This window comes from Devosia sp. CN2-171, assembly GCF_049354815.1.
GTDB lineage: Bacteria > Pseudomonadota > Alphaproteobacteria > Rhizobiales > Devosiaceae > Devosia_A.
This window is the reverse complement of sequence record NZ_CP186479.1, coordinates 2900858-2922801: the sequence shown is the minus strand read 5'-3', so window position 1 is coordinate 2922801 and position 21944 is coordinate 2900858. Positions and strand designations below refer to the sequence as shown.

Here is a 21944-nt window from a genome sequence, read left to right as displayed (position 1 = left end):
ATGCGGATCCTCGTTGCCGAAGACGACCGACGCATAGCCGAAGCGCTGGCTGCCGCACTGAAGGCGGCGGGCTTCGTCGCCGAGGTTGAGTCGGACGGCGAGGACGTCTGGCACCGCGGCGACACCGAGGAATTCGACGCTATCATCCTCGACCTCGGCCTCCCGACGCTCGACGGCCTCACCATCCTGAAGCGCTGGCGCAAGGCCGGCCGCACCGGCCCGGTGCTGATCCTCACCGCGCGCGGCCATTGGGAAGAGCGGGTCGAGGGTATCGAGGCCGGGGCCGACGACTACGTCGTAAAACCCTTCCGCGTCGAGGAGGTGGTGGCCCGCATCCGCGCCATCGTCCGCCGTTCGAGCGGCTTTGCTTCCTCACGCATCGATGTCGACGACCTGGTGCTCGATACCCGTGCCATGCAGGTGAGCCGCGACGGCGTGCCGATCACCCTGAGCCCCACCGAATACAAGCTCTTCGCTTACCTCGCGCATCAGCGCGGCCGGGTGGTGTCGCAGATCGAGATCACCGAGCATCTCTACGCCCAGGATTTCGAGCGCGAATCCAATTCGATCGAGGTGCTGGTCGGCCGGGTGCGGAAGCGCCTGGGCAACGACATCATCAAGACCCGCCGCGGCTTCGGCTATTACATGGGCACACTCGAGGAATGAACCGCCGCTCACTGCGCCTTCGGCTGCTCGGCGGCGCGGCGCTGTGGATCGTACTTGCGCTAGTGGTCGCCGGCCTCGCCATCGGCTGGATGTTCACCGCCAATGTCGAGCGCTCGATGCGCGCCGGGCTGACGGCGAGCCTCAACCGGCTGGTGGCCCAGATCGACCCGGTTGCCGCCGCCCCGGTCCGGACTGATCCACTGCCTGACCCGCGCTACGAGACGCCGATGTCCGGCGCCTATTGGCAGATCGAGGCGCTGGCCGACGGCAGCAACTGGCGCTCGCGGTCGCTGTTCGACCATGTGCTCGAGACCGCCAGCGCCACGGCGCCGGGAGGGGTCGAGCGTTTCTCCACCTTGCCCGGACCGGCCGACCAGGCGCTCTCGGCCATGGTGCGCGAGGTGACCTTCAATTCCGATGACACGCAGAGACGGTTTCGCGTGACGCTGGCCGAGGATCGCGGGCTGCTCGACGAATCGATCCGGCAGTTCGGCGGCGAACTCGTGCTGGCGCTGGCTTTTCTCGGCCTGGCGCTGATCCTCGCCGCCTGGCTGCAGGTGCAGATGGGGCTGCGGCCGCTCGGCACGCTGCGGCAGGGCATCGGCGCCGTGCGGCGCGGCGAGGCGCAGATGCTGCCGACGACCTACCCGACAGAAGTGCTGCCGCTGGTCGGCGAGGTCAACGAGCTGCTAACCCAGCAGCAGAAATCGATGGAGTTCGCCCGCGCCCGCGCCGCCGACCTGGCGCATGGGCTGAAGACGCCGCTGTCTGTGCTGCGCAACCTCGCTGCCGACATGAAGGAAACCCGCGACGCCAATGCCGGTGCCGAGATCGACGAGATCGTCGGCGAGATGGACGATCGGGTTGAATACCAGCTCCGCCTGTCGCGACTGCGCATGCGCACCCCGACCCACCAGCTCTCGGCCTCGCTCAACGACACGGTGAACCGCACCATCGCGGTGCTTCGCCGCACCCAGGAGGGCGAAGAGCTCGACTGGCAAGCCAAGCTCGCGCCGGGGTTGAAGGTCGACATCGACCCGCACGACCTGATGGAGCTTGTCGGCGTGGTGCTGGAGAATGCGGCCAAGTGGGGCAAATCGCGCGTGACCATCACCGGGCGCGCCAATGACGCGACGGCCGAGTTGCGCGTCGCCGACGATGGACCGGGGCTCACCGAAGATCAGATCGGCCGGCTCGGGGTGCGCGGGCAACGCCACGACGAGAGCCGGCGTGGCTCGGGGCTGGGACTGGCGATCGCGCTGGAGGTCGTGGCGCTCAACGCGGGCACCATGCATTTTGCGCGGGCCGAAGAAGGCGGGCTCGAAGTGATCGTGCGGTTGCCGCTGGCCTAGAGGGCCGGCGCCGTCGGGAACACACCCGACATGGTCATGAACCCAGGGATCCGTTTCACCCGGTCGAGCCATCGGCGCACCGCCGGGTAGTCCTGCCGCGAGATGCCGCCTTCTTCGCAGAGCGCGATATCGGGGAAGCAGGCGATGTCGGCGATGGTTGGGTGGCTGGCCGCCAGCCAGTTGCGGTTTTCGCGTTCCCCGAACCACAGATGCTCGTCGATGCGGCGAAGCTCGGCATGGGCGGCGTGCTGCAGCGCGGCGAGATCGTGGTCGTAGCCGAAATTGACGGCGAGGCGGGCGTTGCCGGCGCTAGCGCCAAGCCGCTTGGCTGTCGCCAGCCAGCTGTCGAGCTCGGGTGCCTCGAGCCAAGTCCGCTCGCCGAACGTCGCCGCGAGGTGCGCCAGCGTCACCTCCGGATCGGTGTAGCGCGTACCGTCGATGTCGAGCACCGGCACAGTGCCGTTGGGGCTGAGCGCGCGGAACGCCGCGCCTTCGTGTTCGCGCCCCGGGAACACATCCACCGCGACGACGTCGTAGCGGTGACCGAGGATGGATAGCATCAAGCGCAGCTTGTAGCAGTCGGCGCTGAGTTCGAAATCGTAGAGCTGCATCAGATGTCGAGCACCAGCCGGCCGGACTTGGCGCGCGACACGCAGGTGAGCATGGCGGCGTTCGAGTGACGCTCGGTGTCGTTGAGATAGACGTCCTGGTGATCGGGCACGCCTTCGAGGACGCGGGTCAAACAGGTGCCGCAGGCGCCCTGTTCGCACGAGGACGGTGCTTCGATGCCATTTTCGCGCATCACCTCGAGGATCGACTTGCCGGCGGGCACGGTGAGGCTCAGGGCCGAGCGCGCCAGCTCGACCGTGAACGAGGTGCTCTTGTCGATCTCGTGCGCGTTCTTGAAATACTCGAAATGCACCGCTTCGTCGGGCCAGCCGAGCGCGGTAGCGAGCGAGCGGACAGTTTCGAGCATCGGGCCGGGGCCGCAGACGTAGAGATGCTGCGCCCGCGCCGGTGCGCCGAGCAGCCGTGTGACATCGGCTGTAGTTTCCGCCGGGCCGCGGCCGAGATGGATGGTGACGTTCTCGCCCAGCGCCTTCAACTCATCGGGGAGCGGCACATGCTCGCGCGAACGGGCGAAGACGTGGAACTCGAAGTTGAGGTTCGAGCGCTTCAGCGTTCGCGCCATCGAGAGCAGCGGCGTCACGCCGATGCCGCCGGCGATCAGTACGGTGCGGGTCGCGTCGCGGCGCAGCGGGAAATTGTTGCGCGGCTCGGAGACGGCCAGCACATCCCCGACCCGCAGCGTGTCGGTGATGGCGAGCGAGCCGCCGCGCGAATCCGGCTCGCGCTTCACCGCGATAGTGTAGCTCAGGAGTTCGCCCGGGCCGTTGGTGATCGAGTACTGGCGCACGAGGCCGTTGGGTAGATGCAGGTCGATATGGGCGCCCGGCTGGAAGGTCGGCAGGTGACCCGAGAGCGCCGCGAGTTCGAGGCCGGTGACATCGGTGCCCGCCTGCCATTTGCGCGCGACCCGCACCCTCTGCGTCGCTTGCCGGCCGATGGTGATATCGGGCATGGTCGCGAGCTCGACCGAGACCGGCGTGTAGACCGGGACGATCGGCTCGGGCAGCTCCGCCGGGATCACATTGGCTTCGATGCTTGTGCGGAGGTCGGAGAGCAGGGCGTTGAAGTGGCGGACCCGGTCGAGATCGGCGGCGCCGCGGATCAGGCCGCGAATGACGGCGCGGGCCGAGTCGAGCGGCTGGAAAAGGAAGGCGGCCGGCTCGCCGGCGCCGACCAGTTCGAGCACCGCCCCGAGCGGTGGCAGCGCCTTTACCGGGCTACCGGACACGCGCGCGGCGGTGACGGCGCTGAGCACCATTCCCGGCGTCGCATTGACCGGGATCGGGCGCAGCGGCGACCACTCGCCGTCCGGCATCACGCCGTCGAATTCCGTCGCATCGCCGAGCGCGGTCCAGACGAGGCCGTGGCGCTCGATCATCGGATAGGTGCGATTGGTGATGCGGCGGGCCGGGGCATCGGCCGGGTGGGCGGGAATATAGGTGCAGCCGGCCGAGCGGTTGGCGTAGCGCCAGCCGTGATACTGGCACTTGAGCTCGGCGCCCTCGTTGATGCCGATGGAAAGCCGGACGCCGCGGTGGAGACAACGGTTCTCCCAGACATTGACGTTGCCGTCGTCGGCCCGCCAGACGGCGAGTTCGCGCCCGAGCAGCTGGCCGTGGAAGACGTGGCGGAACGGCAGGTCGTCGCTCGCCGCGATCGGGTGCCAGTGGCCGGCGAAGAGGGTTTCGATGCTCATGCGGTAGCAGGGATCACGCCGTAATCGACGCCTTTGTTGGAGAGCCAGCGGCGATAGGCGATGGCGGATTTGTCGGCCCGGATCGGGGTTTCGGCTCGGGGATCCAGCGGCAGCTTCTTGGGATATTGGTTCTCGAGGATCGGCTTGTCCTGCCCGAAGATGGTCTGCTGAAAGCGGCGCATGCCGGCGAGGGTATTCACCTCGTCGATCATCGACAGCAGCAGGTGGGCGCGGATCGTTTCCTCGCTGGTCGGCTGGCAGAAGATGGCGATCACGTCCATGCGGGTCGCGTCGGTGGGGCAGGATTTGTACAGCACCGAGCAATAGGGGTGCGGGACGCGATAGACATATTCGACCTCCATGCCGCCTCCGGCGCTGAGCGCCGCCATCGGCTGGAAGAAGCGGCAGCGCGTGGCGAGGATTTCGTCGCGCGCGTCGGAGACTTCGACGTCGTACTCCTTCACTTCGGTATGCGGTTCATCGCCGAGGATGCCGGTGTGGACATAGGGGAAGTGCCCCATGTCGAGGAAATTCTCGATGGCGCGCGGGGCGGAGACGTTCACCCCGATCGAGCCGGCGCAGATGTTGAACCGGTCGGCCTCGGCATATTCGGGGATGGCGAAGAGATCGTCCGGCGGCGTGCCGAGGCTGGTCCAGACGAAACCGTAGCGCTCGAGTACCGGCAGCGGCGCCTGCGGCTTACCGCGGCGCCAGACGCGGATACCGTCGTCGGCGCGGGTGTATTCGAGCGGTTCCTCGAACAGGCGGGTGGCGCGGACGGTGCCGGTCGCAATGTCCTCGCCGGCAGAAATGACGTGCCAGTTATTGGCGATGACCTCTGATGGTCGCTTGGGCAAATGAGAGTTCCCGGCGGCCGGATTTGCCGCCCGTGCAACGTGCAATTGTCAGGCGGGTGAGGGCAAGTCCCGTCTGCGGCATGGCAGCTCTGACACCGGGGCGCAGTCTCATTATGCCGAGACCTTCGTTGCCCGCGCCGCCATTGATGCGGCGATGTGCTTGAGCATGGCGTCGTCGACCGTAACACCCTGGTGGCGCAGGGCCAGGACCGCGGCGCCGACCGAGGGATCGCCGGTGAGGCGGATGTCCGGCTCGTGGCCGGCCGCACTCAGGACCTCGGCGATTGCGGTGGGCAGGCCGGTGAGATGGGCAGCGACACTGCCGCCGAGCACGACTGGGCCACGCATGGCCGGATCGAAGATCAGGCGGAAGTCATCGAGCAGATAACGCTCCGATTGCGCCAGCAGCGCAGCCGCGATCGGGTCTTCGCGGTTGGCGATTACCAGTGGCGCGAACTTCGCCAGCTCGATCGGCCGCATCTTGTAGATGGCGTCGATGAACAGCCGCAGCGGCGCCGGCCGGCCATCGAAGGCGCGATCATCGGTGATCGGGATGCCCAGCGTATCGAGCACTGCCCTGGTCAGCGCGGTCTTGGGTCCGCGACCCTCGAGCGCCGCCGTGACGGCGATCGCAGCATGGTGGCCGAGCCAGTAGCCCGAGCCGAGATCGCCCACGAGATAGCCCGCGGCATCGGCGACGGCTTCGATCTCGCCAATGCGGACCCGCACCGCCCCCGAGCCTGTGCCGGCAAAGATGCAATAGCCATCGAGCGCCGCCGTGACCGAGGGCAGCATCGCATTGGTGTCGCCATCGAAGACCAGCGGTCCGCTCAGCCCCATCGCGCGGAAAGCCTCGTCAAGCCGCCGCTGCATTTCGGCGTTGCGCGGGCCCGCGATGGCGAGCAGCGCCACCTTGATGTCGAGCGGCCCACCGGCCGCCGCCGCGGCAGCCTGGGCCGCGGCGATAATCGCCGCTGCTGCCTCAGCGGGTGGATTGGAGCCAGGGTTGCCGCCGCGGTTCCTGCCCTGGCCGAGGCAATTGCCCGCCATGTCGACCAGCGTCGCGCGCGAGGTCGAACCACCCACGTCGATGGCCAGCAAAGCTGTGATCATTCCGTCATACACCCGCTTGCCAGCACCAGACTTGCTCGATAAGAATTGTTTTCACAACACGACGGACTTCTTGAGAGACATTTTCAGGACCGGCCCCTAGCACAGATGACAGCCCTCGCAAAGACGTTCAGCGTTCAGGATCGGATCGGGACTTTCAAGTCCCAGATGCCGCCCACGATGGCCAAACTCGCTGCAGTGTTGATGGACGATCCGCGGGCGCCGCTCAATCTTTCGATCACCGAACTGGCCGAGCGCGCTGGAACGTCGGCCGCCAGCGTCACCCGCTTCTGCCGCATGCTCGGCTATGCCGGCTATTCGCAGCTGCGCGTCGGCATCGCCGAGGATGTGGGTCGTGGTGGCGGGCAGGCCGCCTGGATCGCCGATATCGGCCGCTCGTTCGGCCCGCACGATCCGCCCGAAGAGATCAAGAATACGCTGCTCAACACGCACATCACGTCGCTGCAGACCACGGCGGGCCTGCTCGACATGCCGACCGCCCTGCGGGTCGCCGGGGCCATCGTCCAGTCGCGCCACCTCGATGTCTATGGCGTCGGCGGCAGCGCGCTGACCGCGCTCGAGACCGAGGCGCGGCTCTATCGCATCGGCATCAACGTTCACACCTGGGCCGAGGTGCATAACGGCCTCACCAGCGCGGCCATCCTGGACAAATCCTGCGTGGCGATCGGCATTTCTAATACCGGCCGCACCGAAGAGACGATCCAGATGCTGACGGTAGCCAAGGCCTCGGGCGCGTACACCGTCGCCATCACCGGCAACCCGGATTCACCGCTGGCCAAGCTCGCCGACGACGTGCTGATCGCCGCCTCGCCCAATGCCTACCTGCAGCCGGCGGACCTCTCGGCCCGGCACTGCCAGCTGTTCGTGGTCGACCTGCTCTACCTCCTCATCGCGCAGTCGAATTTCGACCGCACGACGCGGCTCCTCGCCGCTTCCGGCGCCGCCGTGGCGCCCCGCCGCCGTCCGTTGCGTGGCGCCACGCTCACCCAGCCGGCGCGTCGCGCGTCGGCCACCTTGTCCACCTGACCGAGTTGATTATGACCGACCTGACCGCCCAGTTTCTCTCCGAAGTCACGACGCGCATCCAGCGCCTCGGCACCGAAAAAGGGCCGATCGAGGCCGCGATCACTGCCGTGACCGATGCTGTCGCAGCGGGCGGCGTGGTGCAGGCTTTCGGTACGGGCCACTCGGAGGCCTTCGCCATGGAGATCGCCGGGCGTGCGGGCGGCCTGATCGCCGCCAACCGCATTCCGCTGCGCGCCCTCGTGCTACGCGGTGGCAAGACCATCTCGGACCTCGGCGGCGCGGCGCTCGAACGCGACCCCGACGTCGCCGAGAACCTGCTGTCGCTCTACGACATCCAGCCCAACGACATTTTCATGATCGCCTCGAACTCGGGCGTCAACGGCTCGATCGTCGGCCTGGCGCTCGCCGCCAAGGCCCGCGGCCACAAGGTGATCGCGGTAACGAGTTTCGATCACACGCTGAAGGTCACCCCCAAGCACCCGAGCGGCAAGCGGCTCATGGAGGTGGCAGACATCGCCATCGACAACCTGGCGCCCTTCGGCGACAGTACCCTCAAACTGGAAGGCGGTTTCGGTGTGGGCGCTGTGTCCTCGATCACCGCGGCGTTCATCGCCCAGCGCATCACCATCGGTGTAGCTGAAGAACTTCTACGCCGCGGCAAGACGCCGCCGCTCTACATCTCTGCAAACATTCCCGGGGGCGACGAGCACAACCGCGCCCTCGAAGATCTTTACGGCGAGCGGATCCGCGGGGAATCCTGATCGGATGCGGCTCTGCCCGACGTGAGGCCTAACGACTAGAACTTGGACAAGGGAAGGGAATAAAATGGGTTTCAAATCCATGGATCGCCGCACATTCCTGCGCGGCACCACGGCTCTCGTAGCGGCTTCGCCGTTCGCGGGCCTGCTTGGCTCGACCAGCGCTCTCGCGCAGGACGCTGCCAATCCGTTCAGCCTCGCCGACGGCTCGACCGTTGACGCGGTGATCTTCAACGGTGGTTACGGCATCGACTATGTCGAATTCGCCGCCAACCTCCTGCAGAAGAACCACCCGACCGTCACCGTAAAGGTGTCGCCGTCGACCCAGATCGCCCAGGAACTGCAGCCGCGCTTCCTCGGCGGCAACCCGCCGGACCTGATCGACAACTCGGGCGCGCAGGCGATCGGCTTCTCGGCCATCATCGACCAGCTCGAAGACATGAACTCGGTGCTCGACGCCCCGAGCCTCGAAGGCGTCAAGATTCGCGACACTCTCGTGGGTGGCGTCGAAAAGCCCGGCACGTTCGGCGACAAGTTCATCGCGCTAAACTACGTGATGACCGTCTACGGCATCTGGTACTCGGCTCAGCTGTTCGAAGACAATGGCTGGACTCCGCCGACCACCTGGGCCGAAGCCATCGAGCTCGGCAAGGTCGCCAAGGAAAAGGGCCTCTACCTCTTCGGTTGGGGCAAGGAAGCCGCCACCTACTACCGCACCACCGCAGTCGCCTCGGCGATCAAGGCGGGCGGCGACGAGGTGCGTCTCGCTGTCGACAACTTCACCCCGGGCTTCTGGTCGCATCCGTCGTTCCAGGCCGTCTTCACCGCCCTCTATGAGATCATCCAGGGCGGCATGATGAAGCCGGGTGGTGCCGGTACCCAGTTCACCGCTGCCCAGGCGCAGTGGTCGAACGACCAGTCGTTCCTGCTCTACCCCTCGGGCTCGTGGATCGAGAACGAAATGAAGCCGGCCACCAAGGAAGGCTTCCGCATGACCGGTATGGCGGAACTGTCGATCGACGCGAACGACAAGCTCCCCAAGACCGCCCTGCACGCCACTGCCGGCGAGCCGTTCATCATCCCGCTCGGCGCGCTTAACCTCGCCGGCGGCAAGGAACTGCTCCGCACGATGCTGTCGAAGGAAGCGGCGACCAACTTCGCCAAGACCAAGCTTGCTCCGACCATCGTCAAGGACACTGTTCCCGCCGACGGTTTCGGCTCGACCGCACTTGTCTCGCAGAGCAAGCTCTTGGCCGAAGCCGGCGCCGACGTGTTCACCTGGAACTCGTTCGACCTCTACGGCACGAACCAGGACGAACTCGTCGTCTGGAACAGCTTCCTTGACGGCAAGCTCGATGTGGCGGCCTTCACCGCTGCGCTCGAGGCGATCACCAGCGCCGTCTACAACGATCCCTCGGTCACGAAAGTCGAAGTAAAGTAATGGACAGCACGATGGCGAGGGCACCGGCCACGACGACGACCCGCCGGTGGAAATTGCCGAGCTTCGACAACGCCAGCTTCGCGCTGGTGTTCCTCGGGCTCCCTCTGGCGATCTACGTGATCTTCGTGATCTCGCCATTCGTGCAGGCCTTCTATTACTCCATGACGGATTGGTCAGGCTTCTCGAAGACGATGAACTTCGTGGGCCTGGCCAATTACGTGACCTTGCTCACTGACCCGGTCTTCACCAAGGCCGTGTACAATTCGATCGTGCTGGTGGTGGTCCTGCCACCGCTAGTCATTATCCTCTCGGTGACACTGGCGACGCTGGTGACCATCGGCGGGGCGACCCAGGGAGAAATCCAGGGTCTCAAGCATTCCGGCATCTACCGGGTTATCTCCTTCTTCCCCTACACCGTACCGGCCATCGTCATCGGCATCCTCTGGGCGCAGATGTACGACCCGTCGAGCGGCTTGCTGAACGGCATCCTGACGGCGCTGGGATTCGATTTCTTCAAGTCATTCGCCTGGCTCGGCGACGAGCGCACCGCCATGGGCGCGTCGATCTTCGTCATCGCCTGGTCGATGGTTGGCTTCTACATGGTGCTGTTCATCGCCGCGATCAAAGGCATTCCGGCCGAAACATACGAGGCGGCGCGCGTCGATGGGGCGGGGCGTTTCCGCACCGCCATCTCGATCACCGTGCCGATGATCCGCGACAACATCCGCACGGCGTATGTCTATCTCGGCATCCTCGCCCTCGACGCCTTCGTCTACATGCAGGCGCTGAACCCGTCGGGCGGACCGGCCAACTCCACCGTCGTGATCAGCCAGCACCTGCTGAACACCGCCTTCAAGAAGGGCAAGTTCGGCTACGCGACCTCGATGGGTGCAACGCTGGCGATCATCACGCTTGTTTTTGCCGCGCTGGTGTTCTTCATCTTCTGGTGGACCGGTCGTCCCGCCAAATCGGGACCGGTAACCACCGCGCCGGCGCCATTGGTTCGTGCGGCTCCTGTCCCCAAGCCCGTGGCCAAGCCCGTCACCCAGTACGAGCATCCGGCGCCCAGGAAGACCATCTGGACTGACAAGACCGTCGCGACGATCTCGCACGTTGCGCTGATCGGCTGGGTGGTCGTCATCTGCGCGCCGCTGTTGTGGGTGCTGATGAGCTCGTTCAAGACGACCCAGCAGATCTTCGGCTCGCCGTTCACGCTGCCCACCAGCTTCAACTTCGACAACTACGTGTCAGCCTGGACCACGGCGTCGATCGGCAGTTATTTCTTCAACACCGTGATCGTCGTCGGCTTCTCGCTCGTCATCGTCATGCTGCTCGGCTCTATGTGCGCCTACTACCTGGCGCGCTACGAGTTCAAGGGCAGCCGGATCATCTACTACCTGATGCTCGCTGGCCTGACCTTCCCGGTCTTCCTCGCCGTTGTGCCACTGTTCCAGACGCTGCGCGGCTTCGGGCTCCTCAACACGTTCCCCGGCCTGATCATCACCTACGTGGCGTTCGCGCTGCCGTTCACGGTGTTCTTCCTCTACTCGTTCTTCCGGACGCTGCCGCAGGAGGTGGCCGAAGCGGCGATGATCGATGGCGCCGGCCCGTGGCGCATCTTCTTCACCATCATGCTGCCCATGGCGACGCCGGGCATGGCATCGGTCGCGATCTTCAACTTCCTCGGCCTCTGGAACCAGTTCCTGCTGCCGATCGCGCTCAACACCAACACCGCCAACTATGTGCTCAGCCAGGGCATGGCGTCCTTCGCCTCGCAGGCCGGCTATGCGGTGAATTTCGGTGCGCTGTTCGCCGCCGTGGTGATCACCGTGCTGCCGGTGCTCGTCACCTACATCATCTTCCAGCGGCAATTGCAGGGCTCGGTCTCGCAGGGCCTGCTGAAGTAGGCCGGACCAACTGGAACGAAACTATGGGGCGTCCCGAGAGGGGCGCCCTATTTGTTGTTGGCCGGGGATCTGAACGCACGTTATGCAGTCGTTAACCATGCCGGAATTAGGAAATCATATCGTTAAACTGGGGATCCTAATGAATAGGCTTTATATTGCAGTAACACTTGTTGCCGTTTCGACAGTCAGCACGCACGCCGCAGACCTTGTCCTGGACGAACCGGCCATCGAGGCCGCGGTCCACGATTGGAGCGGATTTTATCTGGGCGCCCAGACCGGCCTCGTCTCGGGCACCTTCGAGGACAGCTTCCCGCCAGCTCCTCTCGCTTCAGTGGGCGCCAACGACCTCGGTGGGGGCAGCCTCGGGATCTATGGCGGCTGGAACGGCCAGTTCGATGGTTTCGTTCTCGGCCTCGATGCGGACGTCTCGTACGTACTGGTGTCCGGAAGCGGCGAGAACACTGCAGACGAGGTAATGGAAACTCAACTGGATTGGACCGCCGCAGTACGTGGCAGGGCAGGTGTCGCCAGCGAAGACTGGCTGTTCTATGTCGCCGGCGGCGTTGCGGCGACGCATGCCCAGGTCACCATCAGTTCACTCAGTGGAGTGGCCGAGGATACGCTCTTGGGCTGGACCCTGGGTGCCGGCATCGAGCATGCATTCGACGAAAACTGGATCGGCCGAGCCGAGTATCGCTATACGGACTACGGCGCACTCGGCTACGTCGTCGGTCTTGCCGACGAAGGAGAGGTTGCTTTCACAACCCACACTCTAACCTTAGGCATCGCATACAGGTTCTAGGCGGGTCGGCCTGGCCAGTCGCCAGCTGACCGACCCGGTCTCGCAGGCCCGCTCGAATAGGGCCGACGACCGGAACGAAATTATGGGGCGTCCCGAGAGAGGCGCCCTATTTGTTTGGCAGCGCTTTGCGCAAGTGCCCGCCGGCCCTGGCGAGGGCAGCGCGCGCATCTTCCACACGCTGGCCGGTGAGGAGGATGAGGATCGCCAGCTTCATATCGTTGCCGGCCTCGATGAGCGCCGCTTCGGCGGCCTCGGCGCTGCAGTCGGTTGCCTGCATGACGACGCGTACGGCCCGGGCCACCAGCTTCTTGTTGGTCGCCTGCATGTCGACCATCAGGTTCTGATATGTCTTGCCGATGCGGACCATGCTCGCCGTCGACAGCATGTTGAGCACGAGCTTCTGCGCCGTCCCCGACTTCATCCGCGTCGAGCCGGTCACGACTTCTGGGCCGACCACCGGGGCGATGGAGATTTCCGCCATGCGGGCGATCGGTGAATCCGGGTTGCAGGTGAGCGCCACCGTTGCGGCGCCGACCCTGGCGGCATGCTCGAGCGCGCCGATCACATAGGGCGTGCGCCCGCTGACCGCGATGCCGACGACGACGTCATTGGCGCCGACCGCGATCTTCGCGAGATCTGCGGCGCCCTGCGCCACGTCATCCTCGGCGCCTTCGACGGCATTGAGCAGCGCGCCGGGTCCGCCGGCGATGATGCCGACCACCATGGTCGGCGGCACGCCATAGGTCGGTGGGCATTCCGACGCATCGAGCACGCCCAGCCGCCCGCTGGTGCCGGCTCCGATATAGATGAGCCGGCCGCCGGCCTCGAATGCCGTCACGATCTTTTCGACTGCCGCCGCCACCTGCGGCAGCACCTTGCCAACTGCCTCGGGCACCGCCCGGTCCTCGGCATTAATCAGCGCGACGATCTCGGCCGCCGGCTTGAGATCGATATCCATGCTGGCCGGATTGCGGCCTTCGGAGATCAACTGCTGCAGGTCGGACAGGATGAGGTGCTGGTCGGCGCTAGCCATGCGCAAGTCTCCGGACTATCCGGCCCCGGAAACTGACGCTCCGTGATCGGCGAGATGCCGGGGATGTGCCACAAAGAGCGACGTCGAGGCTACCACAAAGTCCAACGTAATCGCCGATGCGGCGACGACTAGATGGAGCTCATGGTGTAGCTGGCAGCGGCACTGGCGTGCCACGCGATACGGCGACGGCCGGGCACGCCGCTTGTCGCTGGGCGTGTGGCAACCGGGCCGGATGGACCTGCTACGGTGATAGCACCATCCGGCAACTCGACGACCAGCTCGCCTTCTCGCCCTGCTACGATCGTGGCAGAGGCGAGGGCTCCGTCGCGCCAGGTGAGAGTGGCCCGGTGGCCGCCGCGGCAGCGGATATTCGCGATGCGGCCACTGGCCCAGCTGGCGGGAAGAGTTTTCAGCAGGCTGATCGCGCCCTCGTGACTCTGGACGACCAGCTCGGTCAGCCCGGCCACGGCGCCGAAATTGCCGTCGATCTGGAAGACATTGCCACCCGGCCAGCCGCTATGTGGGTGCAGCACCAGCAGCGCACGCGAGGTCAGGTGGTCGAGAAGGCCGCCGATCGAGCGCTCGGCCAGGGCGCTGTCGCGCAGGCGTGCAGCGAGGCAGAGGACCCAGGCCTGGCTCCAGCCGGTATAGCCGGTGCCGTTGTCGAGGCGGAGATAGAGGGCGCGGCGGACCGCCTCGAAGGTCTCCGGCGTGCCGGCTTCGGTGATGCGGATGCCCGGATAGAGGCCGTAGAGGTGGGAGAGGTGCCGATGTCCCAGCTCGGCCGGGGTCTTGTCGTCATCCCATTCGAGCAGGTTGCCGGTCGGGCCCATGACCGGGAGACGCAGCCGCGCCAGCGCATCACGCGCCCGGCCAGCGAGCGGATCGGAGGGGTCGGCGAGCCCGACGAAGCTTGCAAGGGTTTCGCGGATCAGCTCCTGATCCATTGCTGTGCCGGCGGTGATGGCGACATCGACGCCATCGACCACGAAGCTGTGCTCAGGCGAGGTTGAGGGGCTTGCGACCAGGCTGCCGGCGCCGTCGTCGACCAGCATGTCGAGAGCGAACTCGGTCGCGGCACGGAAGACCGGGAGGGCCGTCTCCGTCTTGAGCTCTTCGGCCCCACCGCCATGGTCGATATGGTGTTGCAGGTGCGCCGCCATCCAGTAGAGGCCCGCCGGCCAGTTCGACCACTGCGGGATGCCGGGAACCGGTGCGGTGAAGCGCCAGAGGTCCGCATTGTGGTGGGCCGTTGCGCCGGCCGCGCCATAATAGCGGCGGGCGGTGACGGCGCCTGCCTCGGCCAGCTCGCGGGTGAGCTTGAACATTGGCTCGTGCAGGTCGGCGAGCCCCGTCGCCTCGGCCGGCCAGTAGTTCATCTGGGTGTTGATATTGATCGTGTAGTTGCTCGACCAGGCAGGGCGCACATCGACGTTCCAGATGCCCTGGAGGTTGCTCGCTTCCGTGGCCGGCCGGGAGCTCGCGATCATCAGGTAGCGGCCGAAATGGAACAGCAGCTCAGCCCGTTCCGCCGCCGGACCGGACGCGCTCAGGTCCAGGTCGACGCGGTCGAAGAAGCCCTTGTAGTCGGTGCGGTGCCGCAGCCGGAGTTGGTTCGTGCCGACCTCCAGCGCCGCCGCGACTCTGGCCTGGGCCTCCTGAACGAGGGCGGTGAAATCGGTAGTGGGGCGCTGATCGTGGCCGCGATAACCCGAGGCCGCCGAGCAGATGAGTTGGAGGCCGCCGGTTTCGGCGTCACGCTGCAGAGCGACGACAACGGCATAACCCATGCCGGCGGAGACGGTGCCATCAGCCGCAGGCGCGGCCGCGTCGTAGCGAATCGGATTCTCTTCCTCGACGTAGTTGGGAAGCACATGCACAGGGACCCGGGCAGTGGCCACCAGCCACCTGATGCCATGCTCTTCGGACAGCGAAATGTGCGTATCGGGGTGCGGCGAAGCGAACGTGAGGCCCACGCTGTCGAGCGTGAGCACTCCATCCCCCGTGGCGGTCGCCACCAGCACACCATCCGGATTGGAGACGAAGCTGTCGAGCCGAACAGTGCCATAGCTGCTGCTGGCCACGGCCTCGGCAAGATCGAGGCGGCGGGTGTAGCCGGTGGTATCGCCCCCATCGGCATAGGTGAGTTCGATGGCGCCCAGCGGCTGGTAGGACTGCGTCCAGGTCTTGCCCTGCAGCGCCCGCCCCAGCTCGTCGGCCCTGAGGTAGTCGCGCCGGCGGATCGCCTCACGCAGCTCAGGGATCAGGCGAGATGGGCCCTCGTCGACTTCGGGCTGCAGCGGCCCGCCGGACCACACCGTATCGAGATTGAGGTCGAAGCGCTCGGTACCGATGCCTCCCGCGATCGTCGCGCCGAGCCAGCCATTGCCGATGAGGAAGCTGTCGATGAAGCCGCCGGCCGGCGTATCGAGGTCAAGGCAGTAACGAGGCATGAGAACCGTTCCGGAAGTAAGTGCCTCAGTGCGAGGCGAGGGTGCTGGGGGTCAGGAGGCGCCGGGTCGAACCGCGCAGGATTATGTTGCAGTTGAGCGTGATCGTATGGGGTTCGTGGCTGACACCCCGCTCGGACAGGCGTAAGGCGACAATACTGGCAATGGTTTCGGCGATCTCCTCGACCGGCTGAGCGATCGCCGTGATGCCACTCAGCTGGAACAGGGGGACATCGTCGAAGCTGATCAGCGAGATGTCGTCCGGGACCCTCAGGCCGCGTTCACGCAGCAGCCGCAGCGCGCCGATCCCCATGTTGTAGTTGCAGCAGAAGAGGGCGGTCGGCGGCTCGGCGAGAGACAAGAGTTTCAGGACGCCAGAATGCGCCTGGGCCTCGTTCCAGTGGGTATCGAGGATGTAGTCGGGGTTGAGGTCGATCCCTCGACCGAGCATGGCCTGTCGGTAACCCTCGAACCGCTCGCGGCCGTTCCAATCCTCGATGTTGCCAGTCAGCACGGCGATACGGGTATGACCGATATCCAACAGGTGGGTGACCGCACGGAAGCTCGAGGCGCGGTTTTCGACGATCACGCGGTCCACCGGCAGCCCGGGCCAGCCGTTGTCGTAGAATACGACCGGAGTGCCGCTCGAGATCAGTTCGTTGATACGATCGTCCACGTCCCGGCGGCCATCCATGACAAGGCAATCGACACGGTGGGCGGCAAAGAAGTCGAGCGCCTCGGATACCGACCGGGGCTCGGCGGCGTGACTGTAGGTGATGAGCGCCCTGCCGGCTCGCCGCATCTCGTGGCTGAGTTTGTCGAGCACGGCCGCGTGGAATTCGCTGATCGAGGGGACGAGGAAACCCACCGTGTTGGTCAGGTCACCCTTCATCGCGGCCGCAATGGCATTGCGCCTATAGCCGAGCTCGCCGATGGCCTGTTCGATCTGATCGCGGTTGCTGCGTCGGACAGGGTGGCCGTTGAGGTAGCGCGAGACGGTGCCGATGGCGACGCCGGCGCGGTCGGCAACCTCCACTATCGTGGGTTGCCGCCGGCGCCCGGCGCCATCATCGCTGTCGTCGCTGTCGCTCAAACCGTTCCCTCGAAGACCAGCGCGGAGTGGATGCGAAGGCTCGGGAGCCGCACCTCAACGCGGTCGCCACCATTGGTGAACGGCACGTCTTCCCCCGTCAGCGCGTCATAGACGCGGCTTGGCGTTCGCGGCAAGCGCACGCTGGCGGTGAGCGGTCCGAGCGTCGGGATATCCTCAATCATTTCCATGACCCGCACGCCGTTGCCGGCCGGCACTGCCTTGCCGCGGATCTGCGGCGCGCCATAGAGCAGGTGGAGAATGTGCCGCTTCTGCGCGGCCTGCTGGGTCAGCGTCGCACGCGCCGATGACGGCAGATCGGTGACGATCGCCCGGCTCGGCAGCAGCCGGTCGATGAGGCCGCGGACCACGTACTTGTATAGCGGCTGGCCCATGTCGTGGTACATCGCGAAGATCGGATAGGCCACATAGCCGACCCCACCCTTGACCGTCACCGCCGCGCCGAGCCCAGCCGCGTTCGGATCGTCGGGGGCATGCTGGTGCGAGCTGAAATGCTTGTAGCTGCGGTTGAAATAGGATGGTCCAATTTCTGCCAGCACCTCGGCTCCTTGCGCCACGATCGCCTGCCCCACGCCATACATGACGAACGGTGACTCCGTGACATCCGCGTCGAGATCGCGCCGCGCCCGTGCGTAGGACGGGTTGAACGCCACGGGGCCGTTGGACCGGATGCCGGCATCGACCGCAAAGCTGCCATCGGCATTGAGCCCCGACGTGCCGCTGAGCAACAGCTTGCCGCCCTGTGCGGTGAAGGCCTTGAGGCGTGCCGCAAGGCCTCCATCGACCGGGATCTCATCGGGTAGGATCAGGAGCTTGTAGTTCTCGAACACCGCGCTCGGGTCGATGACGTCGAACGGCAACTTCAGTTCCTGCAGCATCTGCGCGGCGCCATCGTCGCCGCCATTGTTGCGGTCGCCGGCATGGTGGAAATACTCCGCCGTCAGGATGGCGACATCGGACACCTGCCGCGCCCCTTCGAGGAACGGCTCGAGCTTTTCGATCCGCGCGTAGGCCGGAGCGATCGACGCATAGGTATCGGGGTTGATCGCCCCATCGGGGTGCAACTGGTCACCCACCAGGCACTTGGACCCCAGCGCCACCATCTGCGCCGCTTCGAACTCCAGCGCATCGGGATGCTTGAAGCCGCCGAACTCGCCCCAGCTGGTGTGGAACTTGCCCGTATGGGCGACGAAGTCGAAGCCCAGAGTCGCCGCATACCGGGCGCTCGAGGGGAAGTGGTCATAGCCCCAGCCGCCGGTCGGCAGGCTCTCGAGTTCGAGGTGGGTATAGGGCGTGAAACGCTGCGGCCCCTGCTTATGGATGTGCCCACAATTGTAGAAGATTCGCAGCCCCGGGAATTCCGCCCGCAGCGCCGCGCTCATCTCGGAGCGGAACCGCTCGTTGACCCACTCGTCGTTCTTCAGCCGGTCGGCCGGCTTTTCGGGGTCGAGCCCATGCTCTTCCATCGTGGCGAGGCATTCGGCGCACACGCAGTCGGTGGCGAGCACGATGTCGAAGAACAGCCCCTGCGTCTCGTAGGTGCGGGCCACCTCGCGGGCATGCTCGAGCAGCTCGTCGCGATAGGCTTTGTGGTTGAGGCAGAGCGTATGCCACCCCGCCTGCAGCTGATCGGGGTCGAAGCGGCTCTTGACCGCGGCGCGCACCCGCCACTCCGGATGCAGCCGGGCGTTGCGCTCGTCCCACTGTACCGAGATGTAGATCGGGCAGTCGATATCGGCCGCACTCAGCGCCGTCACCATGTCACCCAAGAGGTCCGGCCGGGCGAGCTGCGGATGCGGCGCGCCGACCTTGGTGGGGTAATACGACCAGCCGTGATGGCATTTGGCGAAGATGGTCACCGAGTTGACATGCGCCTTCTTGAACGTCGCCACGAAATCGTCGGGGTCGAACGCCGCGCCGATCCCCGGGATGTGCTCGGAAGTGTGGAAGTCGAGATGGATCTGGCGATAGCGCATGGGCTTGTTGGTCGCGGGCATGACTAATCCTTGGCGCCGGTCCGGGTTTCAGCCCCGGCGGCGAATTGACGTTGGAAGATGAGGAAGACAACCAACGGGACCACGGTGGTGACGATGGCCGCCACCGATTGGAGGTCCCAGTTGAGTTCGTAGGTGCCATTGACGCGGGCCAGGATGACCGGCAGCGGCACGTTGGTCCTGAGATAGAGCAGGGGCAGGAGCAGCGCGTTCCAGGTCCACAAGAACTGCAGGATGCCGGTCGCAAAGACCGAGCTCAGGCTGTTGGGCAGGACGATGTACCAGAAGGTCTGCAGCGGTCCGGCGCCATCGATGCGCGAGGCTTCTACGACTTCGGTCGGGAAATCCTCAAGGAAGTTCTTCACGAGGAAGATCGACCAGGCAAAGCTCAGACCTACATAGGGGATGAGCACGGCGAGGAAGTTGTCGATCAGCCCCAGCTCCCGCCACAGCTGGAACAACGGGATGATCACCACCTGCTGGGGCAGCACGAACGCGTTGATGATGATGATGAGCAGCAGGCGGCGGAACGGGAACTTGAGGAAGTGGAAGGCATAGGCTGCGGCGGGGGTCAGCAGCATCGTCCCCACAGTCGCGAGTACCGCGAGGATTGCCGTGGTGACAAAGGCCGGGGCCAGCGGATAGGCTTCCCACACGCGCTGCCAGGCGCTGAGGGTGAGGGTGAAGCTGTCGATGCGCCACCAGCCGCGCGAGGTTTCCGCCAGCGGACGGATGGAGGTCATCACGATGCCGATAATCGGGATGATCCAGACGAAGCCGAAGACGGCGAGGACGATAGTGGGCCAGCGGGGAGCACGTCCGATCATCTTGCACCTGCCGTTCTCTGGATGATGGCGGGAATGGAGACGACCAGCACGGCGACCAGCAGCACCACGGTCGCGGCGGCGCCGTAGCCGAGTTTGAACTGGGTCATCGACTCCCGGTACATGAAGTAGCCCACCGTTTCGGTGCTGCGTACCGGACCTCCGCCGGTCAGGATGTAGATGATGTCGAAGGCCCTGAGCGCGCCGAGCAGGTTGATGAAGATGGCAACCCGCACCCCTGGCAGCGACAGCGGCATCATGATGTTGCGCATCACCTGCCCGTGGCTGGCGCCATCGATATAGGCGGCCTCGAACAGCGTCTTGGGAATCGACTGCACCGAGGCAAAGCACAGCATCAGCGGCAGGCCGACCCCGCCCCAGGACGCCGCGACGATCAGTACCCACAGCGCGGTGCGCGGGTCGCCCAGCCAGGGCTGCGCAAAACCGGGCTGGAACAGGCCGATCGCGGCGTTGAGCAGGCCGCCGGCATCCGGACGCAGGATGCCGATCCACATGTAGCCGGCCACCGCCTCGGAGATCCCGAATGCGGCGAAGATCATCACCCGGAAGGGCAGCGTCTGGCGCGGCGCGAAGGCGCTCACCATGGCCAGCAGCCAACCAAGGCCGACCGAGATGACGGTGGTGAAGATGGTGAAGGTCAGGGTGGTCACCAGCGTGTTGCGGAACGCCGGGTCAGTGAACAGCTTCACATAGTTGCCCAAACCAATGAACTTCGGCTTGGCCAGACCCTTGATGTCGAAGAAACTGAGCCGGATCGTGTCGATCAGCGGAAATACCACCGCGATGCCGAACAGGATCAGCACCGGGGCGATCAGCAGCCAGGCCGCTGGCCAGTCGCCGATCTTCCGCCTGGTGGCGAGCAGATTGCTCTGCTCACCACCAAGCCGGGAGGAAACGCCGGGACGCGAGCCCGCCGTCGTGGGGGCTGCGGAGTCCTGCATGTCAATAGAGTTCCAGCGCCTTGGCCTCGATCGCGGCGGTCACCGTGTCGATCGTGGCGTCGGAAGGATCCTGCAGGAACTTCTGCAGCTGGACGCGGTATTCATCGACGAGGTCGCCGGGGAGCAGGTCGCCAAGGACGAACTGCACCTTGGACTGCGCCACGGCCGCCGTCGCCACCTGCTGTACAGGACCGAGCAACGAAGGGTCGGCGTTCTTGCTCGGCGAGGCATAGCCGTAGGAGGCGAGGATGTCGGCGGCGTCCTTGCTGACCATGTAGACCGCGAAGGCATCGGCCGCCGCCGGATTGGCGCCATTGGTGGTGACGGACACTTCCTTGGCATCGACGCTCGAGGTGTCGTCATGTCCGAGGCCCAGCGACGGGAACTGGAAGATCGAGTAGTCGACGCCTTCGGTGAGCTTGTAGTCGTTGCGGGCGCGCGCGTTCATCCACATGCCGATCATCAGGTAGTTCGACGCATCGGCAGTGAAGATCTGGTCGGCTGAGTAATCCCAGTCGCCTGCGAACATCTGCTCCGGTGTGCCGCAGCAGCCGGCCTTGAGCAGTTCGGCGTACTTCTTGAGCGTCGTCTTGACGATATCGTCGGTCCAGGGGATCTCGTGGGCAGCAAGCTTGGCAGCAGCCTCGACGCCCCCGGTGCGCAGCAGCAGCGTCTCGAACCACTCGCCATGTGCCCAGTACTTGGCCGGCATGGCGATCGGCGCGGCGAAGCCGGCGGCCTTGAGCTTGTCGATCGAGGCAAGGAACTCCTCCCAGGTCTTGGGGGGCTCGACGCCGGCCTTTTCGAGATGGGCCTTTTTGTACCAGATGGCCGAGCGGTCGCCATAAGTGTAGTTCACCCCGTAGGTGACGCCATCGGTGGAACCCAGGTCCTTCCAGGACTGGTCGAGCACGGCGTCGAGACCGGCGGACGCCCACAGATCGTCGATCGGACGCAGAATGCCCGCGTCGACCAGTTCGGCGCGGAAGGCCGGCCAAGTGTTGATGATGATATCGACCTTCTCGCCGCCCAGCAGCGCAGTACGCATCGGACCGCGCATGTCCCCCTGACCGGTCACCACCAGTTCACGGACTGCGACGCCCGGATTCTTGGCGGTGAAGTCGGCTTCGAGCTTTTGCCACATCTCGGCATCGGTACCGCCTTGCCATTGCAGGATGACGAGCTCGCCGCTCAGGTCCTGCGCCAGCACCGGCGCTGCCGCCAGCAGAACTGTCAGACTTGCACCAGCCAGTACCGCGCGACGACGGATTCCGGACGTCTTTGTACGCATGTTCATTGGTTCC

18 protein-coding genes are annotated in these 21944 nt (G+C 65.4%); 7 read left to right on the top strand and 11 right to left on the bottom strand.

Annotation, left to right across the window (positions count from 1 at the left end):
- Together ACOYW5_RS14415 and ACOYW5_RS14410 are read left to right on the top strand one after the other, a co-directional pair.
- Positions 1-666 carry a response regulator transcription factor gene (locus tag ACOYW5_RS14415; RefSeq protein ID WP_423065581.1) on the top strand — a complete coding sequence of 222 codons (666 nt, stop codon included), beginning with the start codon at positions 1-3 and terminating at the stop codon, positions 664-666.
- Positions 663-2018, top strand: a complete 1356-nt coding sequence (locus tag ACOYW5_RS14410) for a sensor histidine kinase (RefSeq protein WP_423065580.1) — start codon at positions 663-665, stop codon at positions 2016-2018. The genes ACOYW5_RS14415 and ACOYW5_RS14410 overlap by 4 nt, the downstream gene beginning before the upstream one ends.
- Here the strand turns inward: ACOYW5_RS14410 and ACOYW5_RS14405 are convergent.
- The 4 genes from ACOYW5_RS14405 to ACOYW5_RS14390 form a co-directional block, all read right to left on the bottom strand.
- A complete protein-coding gene (locus ACOYW5_RS14405) occupies positions 2015-2629 on the bottom strand; it encodes a glutathione S-transferase family protein (RefSeq protein ID WP_423065579.1) in 615 nt (204 codons plus the stop codon). The genes ACOYW5_RS14410 and ACOYW5_RS14405 overlap by 4 nt on opposite strands.
- Positions 2629-4344, bottom strand: a complete 1716-nt coding sequence (locus ACOYW5_RS14400; RefSeq protein WP_423065578.1) for a Rieske 2Fe-2S domain-containing protein — start codon at positions 4342-4344, stop codon at positions 2629-2631. The genes ACOYW5_RS14405 and ACOYW5_RS14400 overlap by 1 nt, the downstream gene beginning before the upstream one ends.
- Positions 4341-5201: an aromatic ring-hydroxylating dioxygenase subunit alpha gene (locus tag ACOYW5_RS14395; protein ID WP_423065577.1), complete on the bottom strand. Its 861-nt coding sequence runs from the start codon at positions 5199-5201 to the stop codon at positions 4341-4343. Before ACOYW5_RS14395 ends, ACOYW5_RS14400 begins: the two co-directional genes overlap by 4 nt.
- A 111-nt stretch (positions 5202-5312) precedes the next feature.
- Positions 5313-6314, bottom strand: a complete 1002-nt coding sequence (locus ACOYW5_RS14390; RefSeq protein WP_423065576.1) for an N-acetylglucosamine kinase — start codon at positions 6312-6314, stop codon at positions 5313-5315.
- Between the two features lie 105 nt (positions 6315-6419).
- Here ACOYW5_RS14390 and ACOYW5_RS14385 point away from each other — a divergent pair, with 105 nt between their 5' ends.
- The 5 genes from ACOYW5_RS14385 to ACOYW5_RS14365 all read left to right on the top strand — a co-directional run bounded on the left by ACOYW5_RS14385 (position 6420) and on the right by ACOYW5_RS14365 (position 12266).
- A complete protein-coding gene (locus tag ACOYW5_RS14385) occupies positions 6420-7358 on the top strand; it encodes a MurR/RpiR family transcriptional regulator (RefSeq protein WP_423065575.1) in 939 nt (312 codons plus the stop codon).
- Positions 7359-7369: 11 nt separating this feature from the next.
- Complete coding sequence (locus ACOYW5_RS14380; RefSeq protein ID WP_423065574.1) at positions 7370-8119, top strand: sugar isomerase domain-containing protein; 750 nt, start codon at positions 7370-7372, stop codon at positions 8117-8119.
- A 64-nt stretch (positions 8120-8183) separates the two neighbouring features.
- Entirely contained in the window at positions 8184-9557 is a 1374-nt protein-coding gene (ngcE, locus tag ACOYW5_RS14375) for an N-acetylglucosamine/diacetylchitobiose ABC transporter substrate-binding protein (RefSeq protein ID WP_423065573.1), read from the top strand.
- Positions 9558-9568: 11 nt separating this feature from the next.
- A complete protein-coding gene (locus tag ACOYW5_RS14370) occupies positions 9569-11464 on the top strand; it encodes an ABC transporter permease subunit (protein ID WP_423065572.1) in 1896 nt (631 codons plus the stop codon).
- Between the two features lie 82 nt (positions 11465-11546).
- Positions 11547-12266 (top strand): outer membrane protein, encoded by a 720-nt coding sequence (locus tag ACOYW5_RS14365; protein ID WP_423065571.1) that lies wholly within the window; start codon positions 11547-11549, stop codon positions 12264-12266.
- 106 nt (positions 12267-12372) lie between these two features.
- Here the strand turns inward: ACOYW5_RS14365 and murQ are convergent, their stop codons facing one another.
- The 7 genes from murQ to ACOYW5_RS14330 all read right to left on the bottom strand — a co-directional run bounded on the left by murQ (position 12373) and on the right by ACOYW5_RS14330 (position 21937).
- Positions 12373-13299, bottom strand: coding sequence for an N-acetylmuramic acid 6-phosphate etherase (murQ, locus tag ACOYW5_RS14360; protein ID WP_423065570.1), 927 nt, complete (start codon positions 13297-13299; stop codon positions 12373-12375).
- A gap of 128 nt (positions 13300-13427) precedes the next feature.
- Positions 13428-15752, bottom strand: a complete 2325-nt coding sequence (locus tag ACOYW5_RS14355) for a glycosyl hydrolase family 95 catalytic domain-containing protein (RefSeq protein WP_423065569.1) — start codon at positions 15750-15752, stop codon at positions 13428-13430.
- A 25-nt stretch (positions 15753-15777) separates the two neighbouring features.
- A complete protein-coding gene (locus ACOYW5_RS14350) occupies positions 15778-16842 on the bottom strand; it encodes a LacI family DNA-binding transcriptional regulator (RefSeq protein WP_423065568.1) in 1065 nt (354 codons plus the stop codon).
- The gene (locus tag ACOYW5_RS14345; protein ID WP_423065567.1) at positions 16839-18857 is read right to left on the bottom strand and encodes a beta-galactosidase trimerization domain-containing protein; all 2019 of its coding nucleotides are present in this window, start codon (positions 18855-18857) and stop codon (positions 16839-16841) included. The genes ACOYW5_RS14350 and ACOYW5_RS14345 overlap by 4 nt, the downstream gene beginning before the upstream one ends.
- A gap of 2 nt (positions 18858-18859) precedes the next feature.
- Positions 18860-19681 carry a carbohydrate ABC transporter permease gene (locus ACOYW5_RS14340; protein ID WP_423065566.1) on the bottom strand — a complete coding sequence of 274 codons (822 nt, stop codon included), beginning with the start codon at positions 19679-19681 and terminating at the stop codon, positions 18860-18862.
- Positions 19678-20640, bottom strand: coding sequence for a carbohydrate ABC transporter permease (locus ACOYW5_RS14335; RefSeq protein WP_423065565.1), 963 nt, complete (start codon positions 20638-20640; stop codon positions 19678-19680). Before ACOYW5_RS14335 ends, ACOYW5_RS14340 begins: the two co-directional genes overlap by 4 nt.
- A 1-nt stretch (position 20641) precedes the next feature.
- Complete coding sequence (locus ACOYW5_RS14330; RefSeq protein ID WP_423065564.1) at positions 20642-21937, bottom strand: ABC transporter substrate-binding protein; 1296 nt, start codon at positions 21935-21937, stop codon at positions 20642-20644.
- Positions 21938-21944 lie beyond the last annotated feature (7 nt).